The sequence below is a fragment of the Ramlibacter pallidus genome, from assembly GCF_015070875.1.
Classification (GTDB): Bacteria; Pseudomonadota; Gammaproteobacteria; order Burkholderiales; family Burkholderiaceae_C; genus Ramlibacter; species Ramlibacter pallidus.
Window position 1 is genome coordinate 203,419 of the sequence record NZ_JADDIV010000004.1, and the last position, 23,698, is coordinate 227,116.

General features: G+C 71.4%; 28 protein-coding genes. 13 read left to right on the forward strand and 15 right to left on the reverse strand.

The annotated features are described in order from the left end of the window. Window positions 1–71: 71 nt before the first annotated feature. From IM787_RS14165 to IM787_RS14190, 6 genes are all read right to left on the reverse strand, one after another. Entirely contained in the window at window positions 72–446 is a 375-nt protein-coding gene (locus IM787_RS14165; RefSeq protein WP_193677332.1) for a cupin domain-containing protein, read from the reverse strand. 101 nt (window positions 447–547) lie between these two features. Continuing rightward, entirely contained in the window at window positions 548–781 is a 234-nt protein-coding gene (locus IM787_RS14170; RefSeq protein WP_193677333.1) for a DUF1653 domain-containing protein, read from the reverse strand. Next, window positions 778–1,197 (reverse strand): VOC family protein, encoded by a 420-nt coding sequence (locus tag IM787_RS14175; RefSeq protein WP_193677334.1) that lies wholly within the window; start codon window positions 1,195–1,197, stop codon window positions 778–780. The genes IM787_RS14170 and IM787_RS14175 overlap by 4 nt, the downstream gene beginning before the upstream one ends. A gap of 27 nt (window positions 1,198–1,224) precedes the next feature. Then, window positions 1,225–1,488: a hypothetical protein gene (locus tag IM787_RS14180; RefSeq protein WP_193677335.1), complete on the reverse strand. Its 264-nt coding sequence runs from the start codon at window positions 1,486–1,488 to the stop codon at window positions 1,225–1,227. Window positions 1,489–1,572: 84 nt separating this feature from the next. Then, the gene (locus IM787_RS14185) at window positions 1,573–2,064 is read right to left on the reverse strand and encodes a TspO/MBR family protein (protein WP_193677336.1); all 492 of its coding nucleotides are present in this window, start codon (window positions 2,062–2,064) and stop codon (window positions 1,573–1,575) included. Next, window positions 2,057–4,084, reverse strand: a complete 2,028-nt coding sequence (locus tag IM787_RS14190) for a hybrid sensor histidine kinase/response regulator (RefSeq protein ID WP_193677337.1) — start codon at window positions 4,082–4,084, stop codon at window positions 2,057–2,059. Before IM787_RS14190 ends, IM787_RS14185 begins: the two co-directional genes overlap by 8 nt. Before the next feature lie 105 nt (window positions 4,085–4,189). On the opposite strand from IM787_RS14190, the gene IM787_RS14195 reads away from it, so the two are divergent. Both IM787_RS14195 and IM787_RS14200 read left to right on the forward strand, forming a co-directional pair. Then, window positions 4,190–5,875 carry an acyl-CoA dehydrogenase family protein gene (locus tag IM787_RS14195; protein ID WP_193677338.1) on the forward strand — a complete coding sequence of 562 codons (1,686 nt, stop codon included), beginning with the start codon at window positions 4,190–4,192 and terminating at the stop codon, window positions 5,873–5,875. Further along, window positions 5,872–7,095 carry a CoA transferase gene (locus IM787_RS14200; protein ID WP_193677339.1) on the forward strand — a complete coding sequence of 408 codons (1,224 nt, stop codon included), beginning with the start codon at window positions 5,872–5,874 and terminating at the stop codon, window positions 7,093–7,095. Before IM787_RS14195 ends, IM787_RS14200 begins: the two co-directional genes overlap by 4 nt. 13 nt (window positions 7,096–7,108) lie before the next feature. Here IM787_RS14200 and IM787_RS14205 read toward each other — a convergent pair whose 3' ends face one another. Further along, window positions 7,109–7,549 carry a hemerythrin domain-containing protein gene (locus IM787_RS14205; protein WP_193677340.1) on the reverse strand — a complete coding sequence of 147 codons (441 nt, stop codon included), beginning with the start codon at window positions 7,547–7,549 and terminating at the stop codon, window positions 7,109–7,111. Between the two features lie 128 nt (window positions 7,550–7,677). Between IM787_RS14205 and IM787_RS14210 the strand changes: the two genes are divergently transcribed. Then, a complete protein-coding gene (locus IM787_RS14210; protein WP_227494379.1) occupies window positions 7,678–8,448 on the forward strand; it encodes a glutathione S-transferase C-terminal domain-containing protein in 771 nt (256 codons plus the stop codon). Between the two features lie 10 nt (window positions 8,449–8,458). On the opposite strand, the gene IM787_RS14215 is transcribed toward IM787_RS14210, so the two are convergent. The 3 genes from IM787_RS14215 to IM787_RS14225 are packed head-to-tail and all read right to left on the reverse strand — an operon-like array spanning window position 8,459 to window position 12,533. After that, window positions 8,459–9,508: a lipocalin-like domain-containing protein gene (locus tag IM787_RS14215; protein ID WP_193677342.1), complete on the reverse strand. Its 1,050-nt coding sequence runs from the start codon at window positions 9,506–9,508 to the stop codon at window positions 8,459–8,461. After that, entirely contained in the window at window positions 9,508–12,024 is a 2,517-nt protein-coding gene (locus IM787_RS14220) for an FtsX-like permease family protein (RefSeq protein ID WP_193677343.1), read from the reverse strand. The genes IM787_RS14215 and IM787_RS14220 overlap by 1 nt, the downstream gene beginning before the upstream one ends. Before the next feature lie 35 nt (window positions 12,025–12,059). Then, complete coding sequence (locus tag IM787_RS14225) at window positions 12,060–12,533, reverse strand: hemerythrin domain-containing protein (RefSeq protein WP_193677344.1); 474 nt, start codon at window positions 12,531–12,533, stop codon at window positions 12,060–12,062. Window positions 12,534–12,767: 234 nt separating this feature from the next. Here IM787_RS14225 and IM787_RS14230 point away from each other — a divergent pair, with 234 nt between their 5' ends. The 3 genes from IM787_RS14230 to IM787_RS14240 are packed head-to-tail and all read left to right on the forward strand — an operon-like array spanning window position 12,768 to window position 14,048. Next, window positions 12,768–13,025: a hypothetical protein gene (locus tag IM787_RS14230; RefSeq protein WP_193677345.1), complete on the forward strand. Its 258-nt coding sequence runs from the start codon at window positions 12,768–12,770 to the stop codon at window positions 13,023–13,025. A gap of 49 nt (window positions 13,026–13,074) precedes the next feature. After that, complete coding sequence (locus IM787_RS14235) at window positions 13,075–13,470, forward strand: response regulator (protein ID WP_193677346.1); 396 nt, start codon at window positions 13,075–13,077, stop codon at window positions 13,468–13,470. Beyond that, entirely contained in the window at window positions 13,467–14,048 is a 582-nt protein-coding gene (locus IM787_RS14240) for a thioredoxin domain-containing protein (protein WP_193677347.1), read from the forward strand. Before IM787_RS14235 ends, IM787_RS14240 begins: the two co-directional genes overlap by 4 nt. On the opposite strand, the gene IM787_RS14245 is transcribed toward IM787_RS14240, so the two are convergent. After that, window positions 14,045–14,686, reverse strand: a complete 642-nt coding sequence (locus IM787_RS14245) for an ABC transporter ATP-binding protein (protein ID WP_193677348.1) — start codon at window positions 14,684–14,686, stop codon at window positions 14,045–14,047. The two genes, IM787_RS14240 and IM787_RS14245, sit on opposite strands and share 4 nt — an antisense overlap. After that, window positions 14,686–15,624 carry a tRNA (adenosine(37)-N6)-dimethylallyltransferase MiaA gene (miaA, locus tag IM787_RS14250; protein WP_193677349.1) on the reverse strand — a complete coding sequence of 313 codons (939 nt, stop codon included), beginning with the start codon at window positions 15,622–15,624 and terminating at the stop codon, window positions 14,686–14,688. Before miaA ends, IM787_RS14245 begins: the two co-directional genes overlap by 1 nt. Window positions 15,625–15,733: 109 nt before the next feature. Between miaA and IM787_RS14255 the strand changes: the two genes are divergently transcribed. The 3 genes from IM787_RS14255 (at window position 15,734) to aroD (ending at window position 17,302) form a co-directional block, all read left to right on the forward strand. Next, on the forward strand, window positions 15,734–16,138 hold the full coding sequence (locus IM787_RS14255; RefSeq protein ID WP_193677350.1) for a response regulator: 405 nt from the start codon (window positions 15,734–15,736) through the stop codon (window positions 16,136–16,138). A gap of 105 nt (window positions 16,139–16,243) precedes the next feature. After that, window positions 16,244–16,483 (forward strand): hypothetical protein, encoded by a 240-nt coding sequence (locus tag IM787_RS14260; RefSeq protein ID WP_193677351.1) that lies wholly within the window; start codon window positions 16,244–16,246, stop codon window positions 16,481–16,483. Between the two features lie 42 nt (window positions 16,484–16,525). Then, window positions 16,526–17,302, forward strand: coding sequence for a type I 3-dehydroquinate dehydratase (aroD, locus tag IM787_RS14265; protein ID WP_193677352.1), 777 nt, complete (start codon window positions 16,526–16,528; stop codon window positions 17,300–17,302). On the opposite strand, the gene IM787_RS14270 is transcribed toward aroD, so the two are convergent. After that, window positions 17,289–18,140 carry an alpha/beta hydrolase gene (locus tag IM787_RS14270; RefSeq protein WP_193677353.1) on the reverse strand — a complete coding sequence of 284 codons (852 nt, stop codon included), beginning with the start codon at window positions 18,138–18,140 and terminating at the stop codon, window positions 17,289–17,291. The two genes, aroD and IM787_RS14270, sit on opposite strands and share 14 nt — an antisense overlap. A 79-nt stretch (window positions 18,141–18,219) precedes the next feature. Next, window positions 18,220–20,025 carry a DNA mismatch repair endonuclease MutL gene (mutL, locus tag IM787_RS14275; protein WP_193677354.1) on the reverse strand — a complete coding sequence of 602 codons (1,806 nt, stop codon included), beginning with the start codon at window positions 20,023–20,025 and terminating at the stop codon, window positions 18,220–18,222. A 43-nt stretch (window positions 20,026–20,068) separates the two neighbouring features. Between mutL and IM787_RS14280 the strand changes: the two genes are divergently transcribed. The 4 genes from IM787_RS14280 to IM787_RS14295 all read left to right on the forward strand — a co-directional run bounded on the left by IM787_RS14280 (window position 20,069) and on the right by IM787_RS14295 (window position 22,872). Beyond that, complete coding sequence (locus IM787_RS14280) at window positions 20,069–20,722, forward strand: VTT domain-containing protein (protein WP_193677355.1); 654 nt, start codon at window positions 20,069–20,071, stop codon at window positions 20,720–20,722. Window positions 20,723–20,794: 72 nt separating this feature from the next. Continuing rightward, window positions 20,795–20,980, forward strand: coding sequence for a hypothetical protein (locus IM787_RS14285; protein WP_193677356.1), 186 nt, complete (start codon window positions 20,795–20,797; stop codon window positions 20,978–20,980). A gap of 81 nt (window positions 20,981–21,061) precedes the next feature. Continuing rightward, window positions 21,062–22,387, forward strand: coding sequence for an aromatic ring-hydroxylating dioxygenase subunit alpha (locus tag IM787_RS14290; RefSeq protein WP_193677357.1), 1,326 nt, complete (start codon window positions 21,062–21,064; stop codon window positions 22,385–22,387). Beyond that, the gene (locus IM787_RS14295) at window positions 22,384–22,872 is read left to right on the forward strand and encodes an aromatic-ring-hydroxylating dioxygenase subunit beta (RefSeq protein ID WP_193677358.1); all 489 of its coding nucleotides are present in this window, start codon (window positions 22,384–22,386) and stop codon (window positions 22,870–22,872) included. The genes IM787_RS14290 and IM787_RS14295 overlap by 4 nt, the downstream gene beginning before the upstream one ends. Window positions 22,873–22,910: 38 nt before the next feature. On the opposite strand, the gene IM787_RS14300 is transcribed toward IM787_RS14295, so the two are convergent. Beyond that, window positions 22,911–23,114 (reverse strand): YMGG-like glycine zipper-containing protein, encoded by a 204-nt coding sequence (locus tag IM787_RS14300; protein ID WP_193677359.1) that lies wholly within the window; start codon window positions 23,112–23,114, stop codon window positions 22,911–22,913. Window positions 23,115–23,698 lie beyond the last annotated feature (584 nt).

Below are 23,698 nucleotides of genomic sequence, written 5' to 3' on the forward strand. Positions count from 1 at the left end.
GGGGCCATGACGGAGCGGCTGCAGCTGCGTTCCGGCGAGCTGGACCTCGAGGTGCACGAGGCGCAGCCGTCCTAGGCCTTCGTCGGCGTGTCCTTGTCCGGATCGCGCCGGTGCCCCGCGCCGCCCTGGTCTCCGGCATCGCCGCCGTGCAGCAGCAGCGTCACCAGCACGGCCGATTCGGCGCGCGCCCGCAGCGCATGCTGCTGCCGGGCCTCCAGCACCACCACGTTGCCGCCCTTGAGGCGGCGCACGCCGGAGCCCGTGACGACTTCGACGTCGCCTTCGAGGCAATGGATCGTGCACTCGTCGTCCACGTGGTGCATCGGCAGATCCTGGTGCGGTCCCAGCACCAGGTGCAGCAGCTGGATGCGGTTCGTCTTGATCAGGCTGGTGCTCACCGTGCCGTGCAGCTGCTCGCCGAGCGGCGCGACGTTGATGATGTCCATGTGTTGCGCATGCGGCAGCGCCATCGGTTACCTCTCGTCGTTGTGCCCTGATCTTCGGCGCGCGCAGGCGCACGGCTTGTAGGACGGCTCCGCCGCCGCGCTCAATCCAGCAGGGTGAAGCGCGCGCGGCGCTGGCCTCCGGCTTCGACCTCGCCGAAGAACATGGCGTGCGGACGGACCCACAGGCCGGAGGCGTTGTAGAGCGGGCGGTACACCACCAGCGGCTCCAGGGTTTCGCTGTGGCGCGCGACGCCGATCACCTCGTACTCGCCGCCCTTGTAGTGGCGGTAGCGGCCCGCGGGCGTGTCGGGCAGCGGCGGGAGGTCGTCGTTCATGCCGGGAGCAGGGCCGGGTTCCACGCGACCTCCCAGAGGTGGCCGTCGGGATCCTGGAAGTAGCCGGCATAGCCGCCGTAGAAGGTGTCGACGGCGGGCTTCACGATGCGCGCGCCGGCGCGGGCGGCTTCCGCCATGACGGCATCGACCTCGTCGCGCACGGCCACGTTGTGCGCCAGCGCGAAGTCGGTCGTGCCGTGCGGGCCGGCCGGCAAGCCGCTGTCGTGGCAGAGGCTGGTGCGGGGCCACAGGGCCAGTCGCAGGCCGTGGGCCAGTTCGAAGAAGGCGACGGCGCCGTGTTCGAACTCGCGGCCGACGATGCCGTCGGTGCGCAGGCCGAGGCCGTCGCGATAGAAGGCGACCGAGCGTTCCAGGTCGTCGACGGCCAGGGTGATCAGGGTGATGCGCGGCTGCATGCCGACATCGTACGCGCGCGCGCCTGTTCAGTCGCGCACGAACACGAGGCCGAACGCGCCCACCGAAAGCGTCTTCTCGCCCGCGGTCGTGTACGAAGCGACGCCCAGCGAGTGATAGGAGGACGCGAAAGCCTTCAGCGAGCCCAGGCCGAGCACCCGCGCCACCTGGCTGCGCTCGCCGGTCGCCTCGCGGATCTTGTCGCGATGGCGTTCGGGCGAAGGGTTCAGCAGGGCCGCCAGCGCGACCGCGACGGCGGCGATGACGACCGCGCGGGTGAGGGCCTTGGACATGGGACGTCTCCGGGGATGTGGCTCATCCATTGTCCCGGCAAACTCGGGCGGCGCCGCGGCCGGCGTCGCCTGATGCCAACAGCGTCAGCCCAGGATGGCGGGATTGCGCTGCCAGACCGACCAGGTGAGGGCGGTGGCGAACGCGACCCATGCGAGGTAGGGAGCCAGGAGCAGCGCGGCCAGCCGGCGCAGGCGCCAGAACGCCACCACGGTGGCGACGATCAGCACCAGCAGCAGCACCACATCGGCGAAGGCGGCGGCGCCCATCTGCCACCGGAAGAACAGCCAGGACCAGAGCGCATTGACGGCCAGCTGCACGACGAACAGCCCCAGCGCCGCGGCGCGGGGCTTGCCTTGTTCCCGCCAGACCAGCCAGGCCGCGATGCCCATCAGGGCGTAGAGCGTCGTCCACACGGGACCGAAGACGCCCGCCGGCGGGGCCCAGGCCGGCTTGGCGAGCTGGCCGTAGAAGCTGCCGGCCTGGGCCGAGGCGATCGCGCCGAGGCCGGCGGCGACGAAGCACAGCGCCAGCCATCCGGCCAGCCCGAGCCACTGGTGGCGCGCGCGATCATGCATAGCCGTCCAGGGTTTGCTGCAGGGTCTGCGGCTCGACCGGCTTGGTCAGGTGCGCATCGAAGCCAGCCTGCGCCGTGCGGGCACGGTCCTTCTCGGCGCCCCAGCCGGTGAGCGCCACGATCGCCGCGCCCCGCATCTCGGGCATCTCGCGCAACCGGCGGCAGACCTCGTAGCCGTCCATGACGGGCAGTCCCAGGTCCAGCAGCACGATGCGCGGCTGGAAGCGGCCGGCGACCTCGAGCGCGTGCGCGCCGTCCGGTGCCGAATCGACCTCGTAACCGAGGATCTGCAGCAGGGCCACCAGCATCTGGCGGCCGTCTTCGTTGTCCTCCACCACCAGGATGCGCATGCCGCCCGTGGCCCGGGGTTCGGGAGGGCGCATGTCCGCGGGCGCCGTCGCGCCGGCGGTGGCGGCCAGCGGGAGTTCCACGGTGAAGGTGCTGCCGGCATCCAGCCCCGCGCTGGACGAGGACACGTTGCCGCCATGCATCTGCACCAGCGTCTTCACGAGCGACAGCCCGATGCCCAGGCCGCCCTTGGCACGCGCGGTGCTGTGCTGCAGTTGCGTGAACATCTGGAACAGCTGCCCCTGCTGCTCCGGCGGGATGCCGATCCCATTGTCGCGGACCTCGATCACCACGTGGCCGTCGCGCTGTGCCGCCGACAGCCGGATGTTCCCGCCGTCGGGCGTGTACTTGGCCGCATTGCCCAGCAGGTTGCTGATCACCTGCACGATGCGCGTGGGATCGGCGTCGACGAAGAGGTCCTCCGCCGGCAGCTCGACCTGCAGCGCGTGGCCCGCCGCTTCGATGCCGGGCCGCGCGACTTCCAGCGCCGACTGCACCAGCTGCAGCACGCCCACCCGCTCGCGCTTGAGCTCCACCAGCCCCCGGTTGATGCGCGACAGGTCCAGCAGGTCGTCGATCAGCCGCGCCATCTGCGACACCTGCCGATCGATCACGTCCTGTGCCTTCTCCACCTGCGACGCATCGCGCGCGCGCCGCATCATGGCCAGGGCGTACTTGATGGGCGCCAGCGGGTTGCGCAGCTCGTGGGCGAGCGTGGCGAGGAATTCGTCCTTGCGGCGGTCCTGCTCCCGCAGGATGGCGTTGTCGCGGACGCGTTCGATGTGGGCCCAGCAGCGTTCCACGACCTCGGTGATCAGGCTGATCTCCTGCTGCGTCCAGTCGCGCGGTGTCGCCTGGTGCACCGCCATCATCGCGACAAGCCGGTCACCCTTGACCAGGCCGGCGCAGATGACGGCCTTGATGCCGATCGCATTGAACATGCGCCCGCCGCCTTCGTCGCCCAGCTCGCGGTCCACGTCGCGCACGACGAGGTGGCGTCCCTGGCGCAGGTTGGACGTCGCCTGCGGCCCGAACAGGTCCAGCGAATAGGCGCCGGCGCTGGACGCAACGCCTTCGGCCGTCCAGTCGTTGCGGATGGTGAAGCGGTTGCTGTCGGCCTCGACGTCCGCATAGGCGCAGCGAGTGGCCCCGAGGTACTCGCCGAGCAGCCGGGCACTGGTCGCCATGACGTCGGTGGCATCGGTCTGCGCCCGCGTGGCCTGGCCCAGCCGGTCGAGGAAGCGGAAGCGTTCCTCGCTCTCGCGCAGCGCCAGTTCGGCCTTGCGGCTTTCCGTCACGTCGACGCACACGCCGACCCATTCGCGCACCTTGCCGTCCTGCGTGACGGGCGTGCCCTGCGCCAGCATGTACCGGTGCTCGCCGTCGTGGCGCCGCAAGCGGTACATCGTCTCGAACCCGTGGCTGCCTTCGACGGCCGTCCGCCACTCTTCCATGAGCAGCTCGCGGTCGTCGGGGTGGACCGCATCGGTCCAGCCCCAGCCCATGCTTTCCTGCGCGGACTGGCCGGTGAACGCTTCCCAGGAGGGGTTGCGCTGGGCGACGGCGCCGTCCGCCGCCGTGTGCCAGACGACGGCGGAAGTGTTGGCGGCCAGGGCGCGCAGGCGGTCCTGGCCCGCCTTCAGCTCGTGCTTGGCGGACTGGAAGAGAAGCATCGTTTGATGATGCCATCCGGCCGAGCAGCCGGGGGGCGCCTGCCACGCACCGTGGCGTAGGCGGCGGTCGCCGCGGCCGGTGCAGAATCGGGCGACAGGCCCCCGATGCAAGACGCACCCCTTTCCCACGCCGCCGCCGCGCGCCATGTCCTCGGAGCGCTGCGGAGCGCGTTCGACGTTGCCACGGTCGCGTTGGCCGGACGCTGCAGCGGCCCGGGCGGCCGCCTTTCCGGCGAGCGGCTGGACGCGCACCAGGTCGCTTCGTTCGAGCTGGCCTGGGCCGGCGCGGAGCTGCTCGCCGCCGAGACCGGCCTGGCGCTGCTGCACGAGGAGTCCAGCGGGCTGGACGTCCGCCTGGCCCTCCTGTTCGCCAGCGACGCCGCCGCTGCCGTGCTCGCGCGGCTCGACGCGATCTTCCTGGACCTCGGCCTCGAACTTGCGCCTTTGCGGGCCGTGCGGGACGATCCCCGCTGGGATGCGTTGCGCCTGGCGGCGAGCGGCGCCGAAGCATTGGCCGCCACGGGGCGCGCTGTCGCTGCGGCCGACGGCGAGGTCGGCAGCTATCCGCTCGATGAAGCGCACGCGATGGCGCAGGACAGCTTCCGCCGCTTCTCCACGGAGGTGGTGGCGCCGCAGGCCGAGGCGATCCATCGCGGCAACCTGACCATCCCGGAGCAATTGCTGCAGCCGCTGCGCGAGATGGGCGTGTTCGGCCTGTCGGTGCCGGGGCGCTTCGGCGGCAGCGCCCCCGACGACGGGGAGGATTCGCTGCTGATGGTGCTGGTGACCGAGGCCCTGTCGGAGGGCTCGCTGGCCGCCGCCGGCAGCCTGATCACGCGGCCGGAGATCCTGGCGCGTGCCCTGATGACCGGCGGCACGCCGGAACAGCAGGCCCGCTGGCTGCCGGGCCTGGCCCGGGGCGAGCCGCTGTGCGCGATCGCGATCACCGAGCCGGACCACGGTTCGGACGTCGCCGGCCTCACGCTGCGCGGCACCCGGGTGCCGGGCGGCTGGCGGCTGCGCGGTGCCAAGACCTGGTGCACCTTCGCCGGCAAGGCGGGCGTCCTGATGGTGGTGGCGCGCACCGACCCGGACCGCTCGCTGGGCCACAAGGGCCTGAGCCTGCTGCTGGTGGAGAAGCCGTCCTTCGACGGCCACGACTTCGTCTTCCGGCAGGAGACCGGCGGCACGCTCAGCGGCCGCGCCATTCCCACCATCGGCTACCGCGGCATGCATTCCTTCGACCTGTCGTTCGAGGACTTCTTCGTGCCCGACGCCAACGTGGTCGGCGGCGGGGCGGGCCTCGGCCAGGGCTTCTATTTCACGATGGCGGGCATGGTGGGCGGCCGCATGCAGACGGCGGCGCGCGCCTGCGGTGTCATGCGCGCGGCGCTCAAGGCGGCCATCCGGTACGGCGAGGACCGCAAGGTGTTCGGGCAGGCGCTGGTCGAGTACCCGCTGACCCTGGCCAAGCTGGCGCGCATGGGCGCGCGACTCGCGGCCTGCCGCCAGCTGGCCTGCGAAGTCGCGCGCCGCGTCGACCGGGGCGACGGCCGCATGGAAGCGAGCCTGGTCAAGCTGCTGGCCTGCCGTTCCGCCGAAACGGTCACGCGCGAGGCGCTGCAGCTGCATGGCGGCATGGGCTATGCCGAGGAGACGGCGGTCAGCCGCTACTTCGTCGATGCGCGCGTGCTGTCGATCTTCGAAGGCGCCGAGGAGACGCTGGCGCTCAAGGTGGTGGCGCGCAGCCTGATGGAACGCGCGCTCGGCCTCGCGCCGGCGGCCGCATGACGCCGCCCGGCATCCTCTCGGGCATGCGGGTGGTCGAGGCCGCGGCCTTCGTCGCCGCGCCCCTGGGCGGCATGACGCTGGCGCAGATGGGCGCCGACGTGATCCGCATCGACCCGCTCGCGGGCGGGCTGGACCACCACCGTTGGCCGGTGACGGAAGAGGGCACCAGCCTGTTCTGGTGCGGCCTCAACAAGTCCAAGCGCTCGGTGGCGCTGGACCTCCAGTCGCCGCAAGGCCGCGAGATCGCGATGGCGCTGGCCTGCGCGCCCGGGGAGAACGCCGGCCTGTTCCTCACCAACTTCCCGCCGCGTGGCTGGCTGGACCCGGACAAGCTGCGCGCGCGGCGACCCGACCTGATCCAGCTGACGCTTCAGGGCGACCGCCACGGCGGCTCCGCGGTCGACTACACCGTGAACGCGCGCCTGGGCGTGCCGTACTTCACCGGCGAGCCGGGGATCGAAGGCGCGGTCAACCACGTCCTGCCGGCGTGGGACCTCGTCACGGGGCAGATGGTCGCGGTCGGACTGCTGGCCGCGGAGCGCCACCGTCGGCTGACCGGCGAGGGCCAGCACGTGAAGCTCGCGTTGCAGGACGTGGGCCTGGCCGTGATGAACCACCTGGGCTTCCTGGAGGAAGCGCGCCGGGGACGGCCGCGCGAGCGCCACGGCAACGAGCTGTTCGGCGCCTTCGGCCGAGACTTCACGACCGCCGACGGCGAGCGCGTGATGGTGGTGGGGCTGACCGCCAAGATGTGGCGCACGCTCTGCGAGGCGCTCGGCATCCAGGCGCAGGTCGATGCCCTCGGCGCCGAACTGGGGCTGGACCTCGGGCAGGAAGGCCACCGCTTCCGCGCCCGCCGCGAACTGGCGGCACTGGTGGCGCCACGTATCGCCGGGCGCACGCTGGCCGACCTGGCGGCGACGTTCGATCGCCTGGGCGTCTGCTGGGGCCGCTACCAGGACGTCGCGCAGCTGGTGCGCGACGACCCCGAATGCTCGCCCGCCAACCCGATGTTCTCCACCATCGAGCAGGCGGGTGTCGGGCCGATGCTGGCGGCGGGCCTTCCGCTGGACTTCTCGGCGCGCGCTCGCCTGCCGGCGGCACCGGCACCGCGGCTGGGGCAGCACACCGAGGAGGTGCTGCACGAGCTGCTGGGCATCGACGCCGCGGCTTTCGGCAGGCTGCACGACCAGGGCGTGGTCGCCCAGCGCGGCGGGTGACGTCGGGCGCTGCCTAAGCGGCCACCGTTCCCAGCAGCTCCGCCTTGCGGGCCTGCAACTGGTCCGCCAGGCCCATCAGGTCGAGGTTTTTCGTCGCGCGCGCTTTCGGGAACATCTTCTCGCGCTCGTCGTTCACGTGGTGCAGGATGGCGTCCTCCAGCTCCAGCATCAGCCGCGCGTCCTGCCGGTCGCCTTCGATCTTCGCGAGCAGTTCGCGCGCCTCCGCGTGCTCCTTGTTCGCGTCCTGGAGCAACTCCTGGTCGCCGGTGGCGCGCTGGAACGCGGGGTAGAAGATCTCTTCCTCGATCTGCATGTGCACGAGGAGCGCCTGGCGGATTTCCGAGGCGATCACCTGTCGGCGGCGCGCGTCGTGTGCCGCCTTGTACTGCTCGAACATCGCGATCGCTTCGTTGTGCTCGTCGTCGAGCAGGGTGCATGCGTCCTGTTGGGCCATTCGAAACTCCTTGGGTCTTCCCGCCAAGGTAGCGTGCGTCGTCGCGGCGCCCATCCGCCCGTGGCGGCGATCCATGTAGTTGCGTGCCTACGGCCGGCCGCGGGAATGGCTCGGCTAGCATGGCGGTCATGCACATCGCTTACGCCAGCGTCGAAGAAGCGATCACCGCACCCGGCCTGCGGATGGTCGTGGTGGGCGGCATCCCCAGCCCCTGGTCCGAGGCCGCCAAGGGCATCTTCCGCGTCAAGGGGATCCCTTGGACCGCCGTGCGCCTGGCCTACGACAGCAAGCCGCTGAAGGAATGGGCGGGCCAGCGCAATGCACCGGTTGCGGTGTACGGCGACGAGCCACCGCGCTCGGGATGGGCCGAGATCCTGCTGCTGGCCGAACGCATTGCGCCGGCGCCGCCGCTGCTTCCCGCCGACCCGGCCGACCGCGCGCTCGCCTTCGGCCTGGCGCACGAACTGGTCGGGGAGCAGGGGCTCGCCTGGTCACGCCGGCTGCAACTGGTGCACGCCGGGCTGCAGGGCGCAGGCGGGTTCCAGCCGGACGTCGCCGCGTACATCGGCCGCAAGTACGGCTACAGCCCGCAAGCCGGGGCACAGGCGGCGCAGCGCGTCGCGGGGCTGCTGGCGATGTTCGCCGCCCGCCTGAAGGCGCAACGGGCGGCCGGCAGCGACTACTTCCTGGGGGCGGCGCTCACGGCGGTGGACATCTACGCCGCGGCGGTGCTCGCGATGCTGCGGCCCTTGCCGCACGAGGTGTGCGCGATGGACGCCGGCGCCCGCGCCGCGTTCTCGTTCCGCGAGCCGGCGACGGATGCCGCGCTGGACGACGTGCTGCTGGAGCACCGCGACAGGATGTACGAGCGCCACCTGGCCTTGCCGCTGTCGCTCTGAGCGCCGCGCGTCACAAGCGCAGCCGTCCGGCATAGCCGGTCATCTCGAGGTAGCCACGCCCCACCGGCCGCCCCTGGCTGTCGACGAGGTCGGACAGGCCCTCCCAGTAGATCGCACCGGTCGACGCGCGGCTGTCCAGCTCCTGGTTGGGAAGCAGCGCGCGCACTTCGTAGATGCCCGCCGACGTGCGGACCGTCCACTCCACCGGATAGCTCGCGTTCGACGCCGGGCTGGTCCAACGCTTGCCCGGGATGAACTCGGTCTCGCCGCGGCCGGCGACCGACACGGCACCCGCGGGCCCGCGGATGGACCCGCCGTCCCACAGCGTGCCGCCGTCCTTGCGGCGCAGGCGGAAGGCGGTGAGGGCGCTGCCGTCGTGCAGGTTCATGCCGATCCAGTCCCAGCCCACCGCGTCCGGATGCATCAGCGCTTCGCTCCACTCGTGGTCCATCCAGGCCTTGCCGGTCACCTGGAACGTGCGTCCTTGCAGCGACAGCTTGCCGGTCACGGCAAGTTGCGGCTCGCTGTAGTAGTAGCTGGCCTGCGACGGGTCCGGTCCCTTGCGCGAAAGCCCCTGCCGGCCCTGCAGCAGCACGGGTTGCGTGGCGGTGCAGCGCACGTCGAGGGCGAAGCCCTGCGCCGCCAGCACCGCATGCCAGGCATTGCCTTCGCGCGCCAGCGACCAGTCGCGCAGGCGCAGCTTCGCCTCGCCCTCGGCGGCTTCGGCGATGCCGAAGCCCTGGCGTGCGATCCGCTGGTCGTGCCACAGCTTGCCGCCCTGGACGTCGGTGACGGCCGCGTGCGCGAACACCAGCTGCTTCGCGGCGAAGCGCGACTGCAGCTGCTGCGCCGCATCCACCCGCGAGCGGAAGAAGGTGACCTGGAAGCCGAAGATGCGGTCGCCGTCCTGCGCATGGCCGGTGATGTACCACCACTCGGTGCGTAGGTCGGGGTGCGCGCCATGGTCGGCCGGGAAGGCCAGGCGGCGCGGCGGCAGGCCGAGCGCCGGGCGGGCGAAGGCGAGCGCCGGCAGCGCGGCGAGCAAGGGTCGGCGGCGCATCACCAGTCCTCCTTGACGGCCAGGATGGCGTCGCGGCCGGCCGCGGCGCGGCCCGCCAGCCAGGCGGTCACGGTGCCGGCCACGACGACGGCGGCGCACAGCGCGAGCAGCCGTGCCCAGGGCAGCAGCAGGTCCATCGTCCAGTGGAAGCTTTGCGGGTTGACCACGTGCACCAGCACGACGGCGACGGCGATGCCCAGGCCGAGGCCGGCCAGCGCGCCGATCAGCGTCCAGGCGGCGCCTTCGCCGGCGACCACCGCGAGGATCTGCCGTCGCGTGAGCCCGAGGTGGGCGAGCAGGCCGAACTCCTTGCGCCGCGCCAGCACCTGCGCGCTGAAGCTGGCCGCCACGCCGAAGAGGCCGATGGCGATGGCCACGGCCTGCAGCCAGTAGGTGACCGCGAAGCTGCGGTCGAAGATGCGCAGGGAGATGCTGCGCACCTCCGCGGCTGAGGCCAGCTCCACCAGGTCGGGGTTGCCGGCCTCGCGCGCCACCAGCGCACGCGCCTGGCGCTGCACGTCGTCGGCCGAAGCGCCTTCGGCCAGCCACAGCTGCACGTCGTTGATGCGCGTGTCGCCGGTAAGCCGCAGGTAGTCGGCCTGGTCGATCACGATGGCGCCGGTCTGCCGCACGTAGTCGCGCCAGACGCCCGCCACCACGAAGGGGCCGCCGCCCATTGCCGGCGCCAGCTGGGGCAGGGCTTCGCCGCGGCGGGCGCCGTAGAGGTCGACCATCGCCTCGCTCACGTAGACCGGCACGGCGTCGTTCGGCACGCTGGCGGTCTCGCCCACCAGCGGCAGCGCGCGGTGGGCGGCGCCGATCGGGCGCGCGAGCAGCGTCACGGGCGGACGTTCCGGGTCCAGCAGCAGGTTGCGCACGCGCTGCGTGGCCACGCGCTCCACGCCCGGCAGGTCGGCCAGCGCCTGCACCAGCGGCGGCGTCAGGTAGGCCGTGTCGCCGCTGGCCGTGCTGCTGCTCGTGCGCACGTACAGGTCGGCGGGCAGCAGCACGTCGAGCCAGTCCGCCACCGACTGGCGGAAGCTCGCCACCATGACGGTCAGCGCGACGGCGAGGCTGAGGGCGGCGACCACGCCGCTGACCGCGACCGCCGCGCTTTCGCGCACCCGGCGCGCGCGTTCGACCGCGAGCATGGGCAGCAGCCGCTGCGCGACCCGCGGCGCGATGCGGTCGTAGAGGGCGCCCACCAGCCCGGGCAGGACCGCGATGCCGCCCACCAGCAGCAATCCCACGGAGAGGTAGGCGGCGAGCGGGATGCCGGCCACCGGCGGCAGCAGCGCCAGGCCGCCGGCGCCCGCCAGCGCCAGCCAGCCGAGACCGTGGCGGCGTCCGCGGGGCAGGGCGGTGCCCAGCCCCTTGAGCGTCTGCGCCAGCGGCAGGCGCGCCGCGCTGCGCGCCGGCAACCAGCCGCCGACGACCGCGGCCAGCACGCCCAGGCAGCCGTAGGCGATCGCGGCCGGCGTGCTCCATTGCAGCTGCGGCTGCACGCCGGGGAAGTAGCCGCCACCGAGGTCGCCGCCCAGCAGCGACAGCGCCGCGGCGGCCAGCGCGGCGCCGAGGGCGACGCCGGCGATGCTGCCCAGCGTGCCGAGCAGCGCCGACTCGGCGAGCACCAGCCGCAGCCGTTGGCGGGCGGTCAGGCCCAGCACGCCGAGCAGCGCCAGCTGCTGCGCGCGGCGCGCGACGCTGAGGGCCAGCACCGAGAACACGAGGAAGGCACCGGTGAAGAGCGCGACCAGCGCCAGCACCGTGAGGTTGACGCGGTACGCGCGCGACAGCTGGCTCACGCGCTGGCCGGCGTCACCAGGATCGGCGGCCTGCACACCGGCCGGCAGCTGCAGCGACCGCAACCATGCGGCTTGCACCACGCCGGGCCGCAGGCGCAGGTCGATGCGCGTCAGCTGGCCGCTGCGGCCGAACAGGTCCTGCGCCGCGGCGATGTCCATCAGCAGCAGCGGCCCGCCACCGGCGTTGGTGGTGCCCGCCACCTTCACCTCGCGCAGCGCCAGGCCCGCCTGCACGCGCAGTGCCGCGTTGCCGAAGAGGCGCTGGGCCGCAGGGTTCAGGAAGACGGTGTCGGCGGCCAGGATCGCGAGCCGGTCCGCGCCGTCGCGCGGCATGGCCACCAGCGTGGGTGCGATCTGCGCCACCACCAGCGCATCGACCCCCAGCACGCGCACGGTGCTGCGCCGTCCATCCGGGGTGAGGGCGAGGGTCTGGAGTTCGAGGACGGGGCTGGCGACCGCCACGGCCGGATCGGCGGCGACACGCGCATAGAGCGCCTCGTCCATCGCACCTTGCATCGCGCGCAGTTCGAGATCGGGCTGGCCGCCGGCGGAGCGCGCGGCGCTGGAGAACTCGTCCAGCGCCGATGCGTTGATCAGGTGGACGGAGAAGGCGAGGGCCACGCCCAGCATGACGGCCACCACGGCGGCCGCGCTGCGCCACGCGTGGTGCCGGACTTCCTGCCAGGAATAGGTCGCAAGCAGCGCGAGCATGCACCATTGTGCAGCGCCCGCGCGGGGAGCAGGCCTTAGGCCATCTCTCCCATCAGTTCTTCCTTGCGCGCCATCAGCTCGTCGCGCATGGACACGAGGTCCAGCTTGCGGGCCGCACGCGCCTTCGGGAAGATCTCGTTGCGCTCTTCCTTCACGTGGTGGTCGATGTACTCGCCCAGCACGGTGACCTTGGCGTCGAACATCTCGTCGGCTTCGGCCATGCCTTCGATCTGCGCGATCAGGTCCTTGGCGGACTGGTGCTCGACCTCGGCTTCGGCGATGAGGTCGGTGTCCTTCATGACGGCGCGCAGGGCCGGGTAGAAGATCTCTTCCTCGATCTGCGCGTGCACGGTGAGCTCGTGGCAGATCTGGCGGGCGAGGTCCATCTTCTTCTGCGCGACGGTGCGGCCGCGGGAGTTGGTCAGGTCCTCGTATTCCTTGAACATCTTCTTCACCGCGCGGTGGTCTGCATCGAGCAGGTCGCAGGCATCTTTCTCGCGTGTCGCCATGGATCGTTCTCCTTGCTGGTTGGCCCTTGCTGGGTGTCCCGATGATGGTGAGCTTGCGTGTCCGGGTTTGTAGGAGAACGGCGGTAGCTGTGCCTGCGCGTTGCCGACGCGCGTGCGGGCTCGTACGCCGTCGCGAGGCGGAGAGTTCCGGCGCCCGCGCGGGCCGCCGCCTGACGGCTGAGCCGTCGGCCCGCCCCTAGCCTTCACGCTCACCAAGGCCAGAAAAGGAACAGCATGTCGCAGGTGCCCAACCCGCATATCGAAGCCGCGAAGTCCAAGACCGACCAGGTGCAGCGAGACCTGGAAGTCGCCAGCGCCGAACTGGGCCTGACCCACGGCGCCCTCGACCGGCACCTGCCGCCGGAAGACCGCTGCGATGACGTCGCATGGGCGATCCGCCAGAACGCGGAACTCGAACGCAAGGTGCAGCAGGCGGCGGAGGAACTCGAGGAAGTCACGGAGCTGCTGGAGCAGGCCAAGGCCGCGCAGTGACGGTCGGGCTGGAGACACACTAGAATCACATCGCATTCGAAGGACCCCCGTGACCATCCGCGTATTCCTGGTCGAGGACATGAAGCCCGTCCACGCCATCGTGAGCGACCTGCTCGCGAGCGTCGGCGACTTCCGGCTGGTGAACGCCACCGCGACCGAGGCCGAGGCCAAGCTGTGGCTGTCGGAGAACCATGGGGAATGGGACCTGGCGATCGTCGACCTCGTGCTCGAACAGGGCACGGGCATGGCGGTGATCCCCAAGGCCCGCGAGTACGCGGATGCGCGCGGCAACGGCAACGTCGTCGTGTTCAGCGACTATGCGAGCGACGGCATCCACACCCATTGCCGCAAGCTCGGGGCCGACGCCGTCTTCCTGAAATCCCAGGTGAACGACCTCATGCAGTACTGCTCCCAGCTGGGCGGCCGCGCCGCCCTCCCGGCATGAAGCGCCGCACGCTCGCCGCCGGCCTGGCCGGCGCGTTCGTCCTGGCGGCGTGCGGAAGGGAAGGCAGCCGCGAGGCCGGCAAGCCGGCCGCTGCCGCCGCCCCGGTCTCGCTCGACGTCGTGGCCGCCGAAGCCAGGGGCTTCAACGTCGGCTCGACGATGAGCACGCGCGTGGCCTACGTCTTCTTCGACCCGCAGTGCCCGCATTGCGCGGCCCTGTGGGAGGCCGCGCGTCCGCTGCGATCGCAGGCGCGCTTCGTCTGGATCCCGGTTTCGCTCCTGAACGACAAGAGCGCGCCGCAGGGGGCCGCGATCCTGGGCGCGCCCGACCCGGTCGCCGCGATGGACGAGCACGAGAAGTCCTTGCGCGGCCAGCAGGGCGGCATCGCGGCGATGGGGGCCCCCGACGCGCAGAAGGAAGCGGTGCGCAAGAACACCGAGCTCTTCAACCGCTTCGGGTTCGCCAGCGTGCCCACGGTGGTCGCCAAGCACGCGCAGAGCGGGGACCTGGTCACCATCGAAGGTTCCGTCGCCACCGGCGTGCTCGCCTCGCGCCTGGGCCTGAACCCGCCTGCCTAGGCGATCCCGTCGCTGCGCAGGTGCAGCACGCGGTCGGCCCGCCCGGCCGCAGCCTCCGAATGCGTCACCAGCACCAGCGCGGCGCCGCTTTCGCGCGCCTGCGCCCGCAGCACGTCCAGCACGCGCGTGGCCGTGGCCGGATCGAGGTTGCCGGTGGGCTCGTCGGCCAGCAGCAGGCGCGGCGCATGCACCAGTGCCCGCGCGATGGCGACGCGTTGCAGTTGCCCGCCGCTGAGCTCCTGCGGCAGCCGGCCGCCCAGCCCCTCGAGCCCGACCGCGGCCAGCATCGCCTCGACCCGGCGGGCGTCCGGCCGCTGCAGCAGCAGCAAGGGCAGGCCCACGTTCTGCGCCACGTCCAGGTGCGGCAGCACGTGGAAGGCCTGGAACACGAAACCGAGTTTCCGGCGGCGCAGGATGGCCCGTGCCTCGTCGTCCAGCGTGGACAGGTCCTGCCCGTCGACCAGGACGCGGCCGGCGTCCCAGCTGTCCAGTCCCGCCATGCAGTTGAGCAGCGTCGACTTGCCCACGCCCGATTCGCCCACGATCGCGACGAACTCGCCTGGCGCCACCGCGAGCGAGACATCGCGGAACACCGTCGTGTCGCCGTAGCGCTTGGCGAGGGATTGCACTTCCAGCATCAGGCGGGCACCCCCGCGGCGCGCAGGACCCGCGCCATCGCGTCCGGCGCGTCGCACGGGACCACCTGCCGGTCCGCCATGCCGCGCAGCCAGGTCACCTGCCGCTTGGCGAGCTGGCGCGTGGCCGCGATGCCGCGCTCGCGCACGCTGTCCAGCGGCCATCGCCCCTCGAGTGCCTCCCAGGCTTGCCGGTAGCCCACGCAACGCATGCTGGGCAGGTCCGCGTGCAGGTCACCCCGCGCGCGCAGCGCCCGCACTTCGTCCAGGAAGCCCGCCGCCAGCATGGCGTCGAAGCGCGCCGCGATGCGTTCGTGCAGCCAGGCGCGGTCGGTGGGCTCGAGCGACAGAAACAGGTCGGGCCGCAGTCCGCCGGAACGCCCCGCGCCCTGGTGGAAAGCGGACAGCGGCGTGCCGGTGCCGCGGTACACCTCGAGGGCGCGCTGGATGCGTTGCGCGTCGTTGGGGGCCAGGCGGGCGGCCGTGGGCGCATCGATCCGGGCCAGTTCCGCGTGCAGGTCCGGCCAGCCCCGCGCCGCGGCTTCGGCCTCGAGGGCCGCGCGCAATGCGGGGTCCGCCGGCGGCATCGCGTCCAGGCCTTCGAACAGCGCCTTGAAGTACAGCATGGTGCCGCCGGCGAGCACCACGCGGCGCCCGCGCCCGCGGATCTCCGCCACGGCCCGGGCCGCGTCGGCCGCGAATTCGGCGGCGCTGTAGGCCTGCGTGGGGTCGCGGATGTCGATCAGGTGGTGCGCAACGGCGGCCCGTTCGGCGGCGGTGGGCTTGGCCGTGCCGATGTCCATGCCGCGGTACACGAGCGCGGAATCGACGCTGACGATTTCCGCGTCCAGCCGCCGCGCGAGTTCGAGGGCGGCGGCGCTCTTGCCGGAGGCCGTGGGGCCGGCGAGCGCCACCACGGCAGGCGGCGCGGCGGTGGTCATCCCGGCCGAGGTTAGCAGAACGCCCCGGGGCGGCCCCGGGCCAGCGGGTGTATGCAAATGGTTTCACTGGTCACCGCGCCGTCGCGCAGCGCGGGACAATCGGGCCCCGTTGGCTTGGAGTGTCGAAGTGGACCTGAGGGTGTTCCTGGTGGAGGACGTGCATCGCATGCGCGGCTTGCTGGGCGACATGCTCGCCTCCATCGGCGGGTTCACCATCGTCGCGGCGACCAGCACCGAAGCCGAGGCCAACCTCTGGCTGGACGAGCATCCCGGAGGCTGGGACGTGGCCATCGTCGACCTGGTGCTGGAGCAGGGCGCGGGCATGCACGTCATCCGGCGCTGCAAGGCCGACCCGCAGGGCGGGCGCATCGTCGTGTTCAGCAGCTACGCCACCCCCGGGGTGCGCCAGCATTGCCTGGACCTCGGTGCCGACGCCGTCTTCGACAAGGGCCAGACCGCCGAATTCATCGCCTGGTTCGGCGACCTCACGGCGCGCGAGAACTCCGGTCCGTAGGCGGTTTGCGCAGGCGAGCCGCTGACGTCCTTGTCGGACGATTCGCACATGCAACTCGGCCCCGTTCGACTGTAAAGTCCCACGCCGCGCCTCCAACATGCATGCATGAGTGCCCATGGATCCGGCGGATCGAACGATCGCGACGACACCTGGACCAGCGAAACGCTGCCCATGTCGGTGCGCCGCGAGCTTCTCGAACGCGAACTGAAGAAACTCGGCTTCCGCAGGACGGAAGCCGGCGGGTCGCCGCAGGGCGGCGGCTCCGTGCAGCAGCAACAGCAGCCCCAGGCCGCGCAGTCCGCCCACCCGCAAGCCGACGCGGACGGCGGCAACCACTCGAACTAGGCTCCGTACAATCCGCCCCGCGCGCCATGCGCAGGAGCGGGAATGCAGCCATCACCCATCGTCGTCCGCGGACACCCCCTTGCAGGTGGGCGGCTGCCTGCCGTCTGCGCCCCGCTGGTGGCGCGCGATGCCGATGCGCTGGAGGCGGAGGCGCGGACCGTCGCGGCCCTGCAGCCCGACCTGCTGGAGTGGCGCGTCGATTTCTTCACGGGCCTTGCCGATGCGCAGGCAGTGGTGGCCGCCGGCCGTCGCGTGCGCGCGGCGGCGCAGGGCCTGCCGATCCTGTTCACGCGGCGCTCGCATCGCGAGGGGGGCCAGTCCATTCCCATCGGCGAGGCGGAGGTCGCCGGGCTCTACGAGGCGCTCGCGAGCCAGGGCCTGGTGGACCTGCTGGACTGGGAGATGTCCGGGCCGGAGGCCGAGCTCGCGCGTGTTCGCGCGCTGGCGCGAGCCCGCGGGCTGCCTCTGGTGCTGTCTTTCCACGATTTCCACCGCACGCCCGACGACGCGGCGCTGCGCGAGCGCTTCGCCCATGCCCACGCCCTGGGCGCCGATGTCGCCAAGGTCGCGGTCATGCCGCAGTCGCTGGAGGACGTGCACCGGCTGCTCGGCGCGACCCTGCGGGCCAGCCGCGAGCTGCCCATCCCGGTGATCAGCATGGCGATGGGCGAGCTCGGTGCCGTGAGCCGCGTCTGCGGCGGCGTGTTCGGTTCGGCGCTCACGTTCGCCGTCGGCGGGGCGGCCTCGGCGCCCGGCCAGATGCCGATCGCCGACGTGCGCGCGGCGGTCGCGGCGCTGCAGCGCGCTAGTTCAGGCTGAAGAACTGGGCCAGCGCCTGGCGGTACTGGGCCTGCCCGACCGACATGGTGCTGAAGTGCGAGCCGCCTTCGACCAGCACGAAGTGCTTCCGCCCGGTGGCGGCCTCGTAGAGGCGCTTTCCCAGCGAGGAATCGATCAGCCGGTCGTTGTCGCCGTGCACCACCAGCAGCGGCGAGTCGACCTTCGCGACCTTGCGGACCGACTCGAAGCGCTGCGTGATCAGCGGGCCGATCGGCAGCCAGCCCCACTTCATCGAGCTGGCCACGTCCGGGATCGAGGTGAAGGTGCCTTCGACGATCACGCCCTGTTCGTCGGCCACCTTGGAGGCGAGGTCGATCGCGATGGCGCCGCCCAGGGAATGGCCGAACACGAAGCGGCGGCGCCCGGGATGTTCCTGCGCCAGCCATTCCCAGGCGGCGCGGGCGTCTTCGTACGCCATGTCTTCTGAAGGCAGTTCGCGCGTGGATTTGCCGAAGCCGCGGTAGTCGATGGCCAGCACCGAGAAGCCCAGTTCCTGCATGCGGCGGATGCGCGGCGCGGAGCCCGAGACGTTCCACTTGGCGCCGTGCAGGTACAGCAGGACCGGGGCCGTGGCGGGCTGCCCCTCGGCGGGCAGCCACAGGCCGTGCAGCCGCGAGGACTTGCCGGTCACCTTCGACTCGAAGGGGATCCAGACCTCCTGCATGCCTTCGGCGTAATGGGCGCTGCCGCCCCAGGCGCGATCGCCCGGCTGGAAGATCCATTCCCGTTGCCGCTCGTCGAGCGTCGCGCAGCCGACGGACAGCAGGGCGGTGAGGGCAAGGCCGGTGGCCGAGAGGAGGAAACGGCGGGTGCGCATGGGCGGGTCAGAGTCTGCCACGGCCCGGAAAGTTCAGCTGTTGCGCCCGGTAAAGGACGAGCAGCCTGGGCGCACGCCCCTATCGGCCCCGCAGGAACAGCCCGTCGAGCTCGCGCAGCGTGAGCTGGCGCCAGGTCGGGCGGCCGTGGTTGCACTGGTCGGAGCGCTCGGTCTCCTCCATCTGCCGCAGCAGGGCGTTCATTTCCTCCAGGGTCAGCTTGCGGTTGGCGCGGACGGCGCCGTGGCAGGCCATGGTGGCCAGCAGCTCGTTGCGGGCGCGTTCCACCACGCTGCTGCCTTCGTGCTGCGCCAGCTCGGCCAGGACGCTGCGCGCCAGCTCCACCGGGTCGCCTTGCGCCAGCGTGGTCGGCACGGCGCGCACGGCCAGGGTCTTCGGCGTGAAGGGGGTGATCTGCAGGCCGAGCGCCTCGAGCGCCTCCTGCGCAGCTTCGGCCGTGGCGACCTCCGCCGGCGTGGCCGGGAAGGTGGCGGGGATCAGCAGTGGCTGGCTGCGCAGCGCCTGCGCGTCCATCTGCGTCTTCAGGCGCTCGTAGACGATGCGCTCGTGCGCCGCGTGCATGTCCACGACCACCAGGCCATGGGCGTTCTCGGCCAGGATGTAGATGCCCTGCAGCTGGGCGATGGCCCGGCCCAGCGGCCATTCGCCCTGCGGCAGCCGGGCGGGGGCGGGGCTCTCTTCCGTCCGGGGCGTTGGAGCAGCGGGCGACCAGAGGGCGGCGAGGTCCCGCACCGGCTCGCCGCTGCGCGGCACGAACGGGATCGCCGGCTGCTTCCAGCCTTCGAAGCGAGCGCCCGGGAGAGGGGACGCCTCGCCGGCGGGCGGGAGCGCGTGCTGCGCCGGTTCGTTCGCGCGCCCGGCGCGTGGCGCCGACAGCGCCGCCTCCACCGCGTGGCGCACCGCCTGGTGCACTTCGCGGCTGTCGCGAAAGCGCACCTCGATCTTGGTCGGGTGCACGTTGACGTCGACGCGCGCGGGGTCGATCGACACCTGCAGCACGTAGACGGGCTGCCTGTGGCCGTGCAGCAGGTCCTCGTAAGCGCTGCGCGCCGCGTGCGTGATCACCTTGTCGCGCACGTAGCGGCCGTTGACGTAGGCGTACTGCCAGTCCGCGCGGGCGCGCGCCGCGTCGGGGATGCCGGCGCGTCCGGTGATGCGCACGGGGCCGGCGGCGTGCTCCACGGCCACGCTCTCCGCCAGGAAATCCTCGCCCAGCACGTCGGCCAGGCGCTGGTCGCGCGTGCCGGCGCGCCATTGCTCGCACAGCTTGCCGTCGTGCCAGACGGTGAAGCCCACGTCCGGCCGGGCCAGCGCATGGCGGCGCACCGCTTCCAGGCAGTGGGCGAACTCGGTGGCGTCGGTCTTCAGGAACTTGCGGCGCGCGGGGGTGCTGAAGAACAGTTCCTTCACTTCCACCGTCGTGCCGGTGGCGCGGGCCGCCGGGCGGAGCTCGCCGCTGCTCGCGTCCAGCAGGAACGCGCTGGCCTGGCCGGCGGTGCGCGAGAGCAGGTGCAGTTCGGACACCGACGCCACGGCGGCCAGCGCCTCGCCGCGGAAGCCCATGGTGGCGACGGATTCCAGGTCGGACAGCGAGCCGATCTTGCTGGTGGCATGGCGCTTGAGCGCCAGCGGCAGTTCCTCGCGGGCGATGCCGGCGCCGTCGTCCTCGATGCAGATCAGCCGCACGCCGCCGGCCAGCAGGCGGACGGCAACCTGCGTCGCACCGGCATCGAGCGCGTTGTCCACCAGTTCGCGCACCACCGAGGCGGGGCGTTCCACCACTTCGCCCGCGGCGATCTGGCTGACCAGTTCGTCGGGCAGCTCGCGGATCGGCCGGCGGGGGGCGGGGGAGAGGACGGCGCTCATCTGCGGGCGATTCTAGGCGGTGGCCGCAACGATAATCCCGGCGATGGAACTCGTCTCCTTCCTCATCGACTTCATCCTGCACGTCGACCGCTACCTGGAGGCGTTCGTGACGAATTACGGCGCCTGGGTCTACGCGCTGTTGTTCCTGGTCATCTTCGTGGAAACGGGCGTCGTGGTCATGCCTTTCCTGCCCGGCGACTCGCTGCTGTTCGTGGTGGGCGCGCTGTGCGGCGTGGGGCTCATGAGCTACCCGGTCGCCATCGGGCTGCTGTGGGCTGCCGCCGTGCTGGGCGACCAGTGCAACTACACCATCGGGCGCTGGCTCGGGCCGCGGGTGTTCCAGTGGGAGGACTCGCGATTCTTCAACCGCGATGCCTTCGACCGCGCCCATGCGTTCTACGAGAGGTACGGCGGCATCACGGTGATCCTGGCGCGCTTCTTCCCCTTCATGCGCACCTTCATTCCCTTCGTCGCCGGCATCGCGCAGATGACGCGCGGAAAGTTCACCGCCTACAACGTGATCGGCGGCGGCATCTGGGTGGTCGGGCTCGTCACGGCGGGCTTCTTCCTGGGCAGCATCCCGTGGGTCAAGGAGAACCTGGACAAGATCATCTGGGCGACGATCCTGGTGCCCGGCCTGCTGGTGATCGCGGGTGCCTGGAAGGCGAAGCGCGACGCCAGCGTCGCGCGCGGCTGAGGGCCTCTCCTACACGCCGCCGGCCGCTCCCGTCGTAGGGTGGCATGCGTGCCACCCCTCCAGGAGAACCCCATGCCCGAGCAGAACAAGGACGTCTCGAACAACCCACCCGGCGAGCGCCAGGGCGGTGAAGCCAGCGGTGGCAAGCCGCAGCCGAAGGTCCCGGGCGATCCGCCCGCGGGCCTGAAGGACAAGGACGCCGAGACCAGCGACAGCTACGGCGACACGCGCGACTCGGGCGATCCGGCGAGCCGCTGAGTCCCGGATGGCGCGGCCGGGCGAGCCCGGCTGGACCCGATTGCTATGCATGCATATGATCGGGTCCAGGAGACCCCGTCCATGAACGCGCCCCCACCCCTGTCCCGCTGGCCGGGCACCGGCTCCAGCCGCGTGCCGTTCTGGGCCTATACCGACGCCCAGCTGTACCGACGCGAGCTGGAGAAGATCTTCTACGGCCCGCACTGGTCGTACGTGGGCCTCGCCATCGAAGTGCCCAACGTGGGCGACTACCGCCTCACGTGGGTCGGCGAGCGCCAGGTGATCCTGGTGCGCGACCGCGTGGCGCCCAGGGACCGCGCCACCGACCACGGCCTCCGCGTGGTGGAGAACCGCTGCGCGCACCGCGGCGTGCGCTTCTGCCAGCAGCCGCAGGGCAATGCCCGCAGCTTCGTCTGCCCCTACCACCAGTGGACGTACAAGCTCAACGGCGAACTCGCCGGCCTGCCGTTCAAGGACGGCGTGCAGGCGACCGACGCCGCCGGCCAGCCCTGCGTCAACGGCGGCATGCCGGAGGGCTTCGACCTGAAGCAGCACGGGCTGACGCGGCTGCGGGTGGCGGTGCTGCACGGGCTGGTGTTCGCGACTTTCAGCGAGGAGGCCGAGCCGCTGGAGCAGTACCTCGGCCCGCAGGTCATGCCCTGGCTGGACCGCATCTTCCGCGGGCGGCAGCTCACGCTGCTGGGCTACAACCGCCAGCGCATCCCCGGCAACTGGAAGCTGATGATGGAGAACATCAAGGACCCGTACCACCCGGGACTGCTCCACACGTGGTTCGTGACCTTCGGGCTGTGGCGCGCCGACCAGAAGAGCCGGATGGTGATGGACGAACACGGCCGCCACGCGGTGATGATCTCGCGCCGCAACGACGGCGGCGAGAACAAGGCGGTGACCCAGGGCGTGACCAGCTTCAAGGCCGACATGGCGCTGCAGGACCCGCGCATCCTCGACGTGGTGCCCGAGCCCTGGTGGAAGGTGGACGACCCGTCGAACCCCGGGACGGAAATCATGCCGACCGTCACCATGATCACGCTGTTCCCCAGCGTGATCATCCAGCAGCAGGTGAACTCGCTGTCCACGCGCCACATCGTGCCGCGGGGCGAAGGCGGCTTCGACTTCATCTGGACGCATTTCGGCTTCGCCGACGACGGCGAGGAGATGACGCGGCGGCGGCTGCGCCAGGCCAACCTGTTCGGCCCCGCCGGGTTCGTGAGCGCCGACGATGGCGAGGTGATCGAATTCAGCCAGGCGGGTTTCCGCCAATGGGGCGAGGACGGCGAGACGCTTTGCGAGCTCGGCGGCACCGGCACCGGCGGCACCGAGCACATGGTGACCGAAACGCTGATCCGCAGCATGTACGCCTACTGGCGCAAGGTGATGGGCGAATGAGCGCCGCGGACCGCGACGCGCTGCTGCTGCAGCTGGAGATCGACGGCTTCAATGCACGCTACGCCGCGGCGCTGGACGAGCGCCGCTTCGACGACTGGCCGCAGTTCTTCCTGGCGCAAGGGGAGTACGTGGTGCAGGCGCGGGAGAACTTCGACCGCGGGCTGCCGCTGGCGCTGATCGCGCTGGAGAGCCAGGGAATGATGAAGGACCGCGTGTACGGCATCACGCAGACCATCTACCACGGGCCTTACTACACGCGGCACGTGGTCGGACCCGCGCTGCTGCTCGGCGAGGAAGACGGCCGCATCCGCGCGCAGGCGAACTATGCGGTGTTCCGCACCCGGCCCGGCGATGCGAGCGAGGTCTACAACGTGGGCCGCTACATCGACGCCTTCGAACGAACGCCGGCTGGCCTGAAGCTGGCCAGCCGGCGTTGCGTGTACGACAGCGAGATGGTGCTCAACTCGCTGATCTACCCGATCTAGAAGGTGACCGCCGGGGCGATCACGCGCTCCAGGCCAGGTTACTTCTTGGCAGCCTTGTTGCCGAGGTAGCCGCCGCCGATGGCACCGGCGATGGCACCCGGGGTGCCCAGCACGGCGTCACCGATGACGCCACCCACCACGGCGCCACCCACGGTGCCGACGGTCGTACGGTCCATCGTGGCGCAGCCACCCAGGCCCAGGAGGGAAACGGCGGCCACGGCCGCAGCGAGATACTTCTTCATGGGATCACCTTCCAAATCGATTCATTTCGCAGCCGCTGGAGGCGCGGCCAACCTGTGAAGACGACTGTAGGCAGCGGGGCTTTTCGGAACTGTAGGAACAACTTGACTGGGACTGTCGTCGGGTCGCAGGACTCCTTGCAGGTGGATGGAGGGCGGCTGAGGCATGGGGAGCGTGCCGGATGGCCCGCAGAGCCGTTGCACCTCACCGTGCTGGGCATTCAGGGCACGCGTGCGTCCTTCCCCCGCAGGCGGGAATCCAGGGGCCCGCACCAGGCGCGAAGCGCTCCAGCCGCACCGCGTCGCGCCAGGCGGCGGGCGGTGCCGGCCCGCAGTCAGGGGCCTCGGCTGGAAGGCTGTTCCCGGCGGCGAAGCAGTGCTACGAGAGCGCGTAGCGCGTATCGAGCGCTGCGACTGTGCACTGATTTCCGGGCTTCTGTTTGAACGGAGAGTTTGCCGCGCGCGGCAAACTCGGAAGTGAGTTAGGCCGGATCGTCGCCGGGGACAGCTTTCCAGCGCACCCGGAATGAGCGACAGCGAGTGCAGGGCGAGGCACCGCGGGACGGCACCGCCCGCCGCCTGGCGCG

What these genes read in the sequence shown, in the direction of transcription:
- IM787_RS14175 (WP_193677334.1), bottom strand. Translation starts at nt 1,197, where the DNA reads ATGCAGCCGCGCATCACCCTGATCACCCTGGCCGTCGACGACCTGGAA.
- IM787_RS14220 (WP_193677343.1), bottom strand. Translation starts at nt 12,024, where the DNA reads ATGCTCGCGCTGCTTGCGACCTATTCCTGGCAGGAAGTCCGGCACCAC.
- IM787_RS14225 (WP_193677344.1), bottom strand. Translation starts at nt 12,533, where the DNA reads ATGGCGACACGCGAGAAAGATGCCTGCGACCTGCTCGATGCAGACCAC.
- IM787_RS14170 (WP_193677333.1), bottom strand. Translation starts at nt 781, where the DNA reads ATGAACGACGACCTCCCGCCGCTGCCCGACACGCCCGCGGGCCGCTAC.
- IM787_RS14185 (WP_193677336.1), bottom strand. Translation starts at nt 2,064, where the DNA reads ATGCATGATCGCGCGCGCCACCAGTGGCTCGGGCTGGCCGGATGGCTG.
- IM787_RS14260 (WP_193677351.1), top strand. Translation starts at nt 16,244, where the DNA reads ATGAGTGCCCATGGATCCGGCGGATCGAACGATCGCGACGACACCTGG.
- IM787_RS14270 (WP_193677353.1), bottom strand. Translation starts at nt 18,140, where the DNA reads ATGCGCACCCGCCGTTTCCTCCTCTCGGCCACCGGCCTTGCCCTCACC.
- IM787_RS14295 (WP_193677358.1), top strand. Translation starts at nt 22,384, where the DNA reads ATGAGCGCCGCGGACCGCGACGCGCTGCTGCTGCAGCTGGAGATCGAC.
- aroD (WP_193677352.1), top strand. Translation starts at nt 16,526, where the DNA reads ATGCAGCCATCACCCATCGTCGTCCGCGGACACCCCCTTGCAGGTGGG.
- IM787_RS14195 (WP_193677338.1), top strand. Translation starts at nt 4,190, where the DNA reads ATGCAAGACGCACCCCTTTCCCACGCCGCCGCCGCGCGCCATGTCCTC.
- mutL (WP_193677354.1), bottom strand. Translation starts at nt 20,025, where the DNA reads ATGAGCGCCGTCCTCTCCCCCGCCCCCCGCCGGCCGATCCGCGAGCTG.
- IM787_RS14290 (WP_193677357.1), top strand. Translation starts at nt 21,062, where the DNA reads ATGAACGCGCCCCCACCCCTGTCCCGCTGGCCGGGCACCGGCTCCAGC.
- IM787_RS14200 (WP_193677339.1), top strand. Translation starts at nt 5,872, where the DNA reads ATGACGCCGCCCGGCATCCTCTCGGGCATGCGGGTGGTCGAGGCCGCG.
- IM787_RS14180 (WP_193677335.1), bottom strand. Translation starts at nt 1,488, where the DNA reads ATGTCCAAGGCCCTCACCCGCGCGGTCGTCATCGCCGCCGTCGCGGTC.
- IM787_RS14285 (WP_193677356.1), top strand. Translation starts at nt 20,795, where the DNA reads ATGCCCGAGCAGAACAAGGACGTCTCGAACAACCCACCCGGCGAGCGC.
- IM787_RS14165 (WP_193677332.1), bottom strand. Translation starts at nt 446, where the DNA reads ATGGACATCATCAACGTCGCGCCGCTCGGCGAGCAGCTGCACGGCACG.
- miaA (WP_193677349.1), bottom strand. Translation starts at nt 15,624, where the DNA reads ATGACCACCGCCGCGCCGCCTGCCGTGGTGGCGCTCGCCGGCCCCACG.
- IM787_RS14190 (WP_193677337.1), bottom strand. Translation starts at nt 4,084, where the DNA reads ATGCTTCTCTTCCAGTCCGCCAAGCACGAGCTGAAGGCGGGCCAGGAC.
- IM787_RS14210 (WP_227494379.1), top strand. Translation starts at nt 7,678, where the DNA reads ATGCACATCGCTTACGCCAGCGTCGAAGAAGCGATCACCGCACCCGGC.
- IM787_RS14205 (WP_193677340.1), bottom strand. Translation starts at nt 7,549, where the DNA reads ATGGCCCAACAGGACGCATGCACCCTGCTCGACGACGAGCACAACGAA.
- IM787_RS14230 (WP_193677345.1), top strand. Translation starts at nt 12,768, where the DNA reads ATGTCGCAGGTGCCCAACCCGCATATCGAAGCCGCGAAGTCCAAGACC.
- IM787_RS14215 (WP_193677342.1), bottom strand. Translation starts at nt 9,508, where the DNA reads ATGCGCCGCCGACCCTTGCTCGCCGCGCTGCCGGCGCTCGCCTTCGCC.
- IM787_RS14245 (WP_193677348.1), bottom strand. Translation starts at nt 14,686, where the DNA reads ATGCTGGAAGTGCAATCCCTCGCCAAGCGCTACGGCGACACGACGGTG.
- IM787_RS14300 (WP_193677359.1), bottom strand. Translation starts at nt 23,114, where the DNA reads ATGAAGAAGTATCTCGCTGCGGCCGTGGCCGCCGTTTCCCTCCTGGGC.
- IM787_RS14280 (WP_193677355.1), top strand. Translation starts at nt 20,069, where the DNA reads ATGGAACTCGTCTCCTTCCTCATCGACTTCATCCTGCACGTCGACCGC.
- IM787_RS14240 (WP_193677347.1), top strand. Translation starts at nt 13,467, where the DNA reads ATGAAGCGCCGCACGCTCGCCGCCGGCCTGGCCGGCGCGTTCGTCCTG.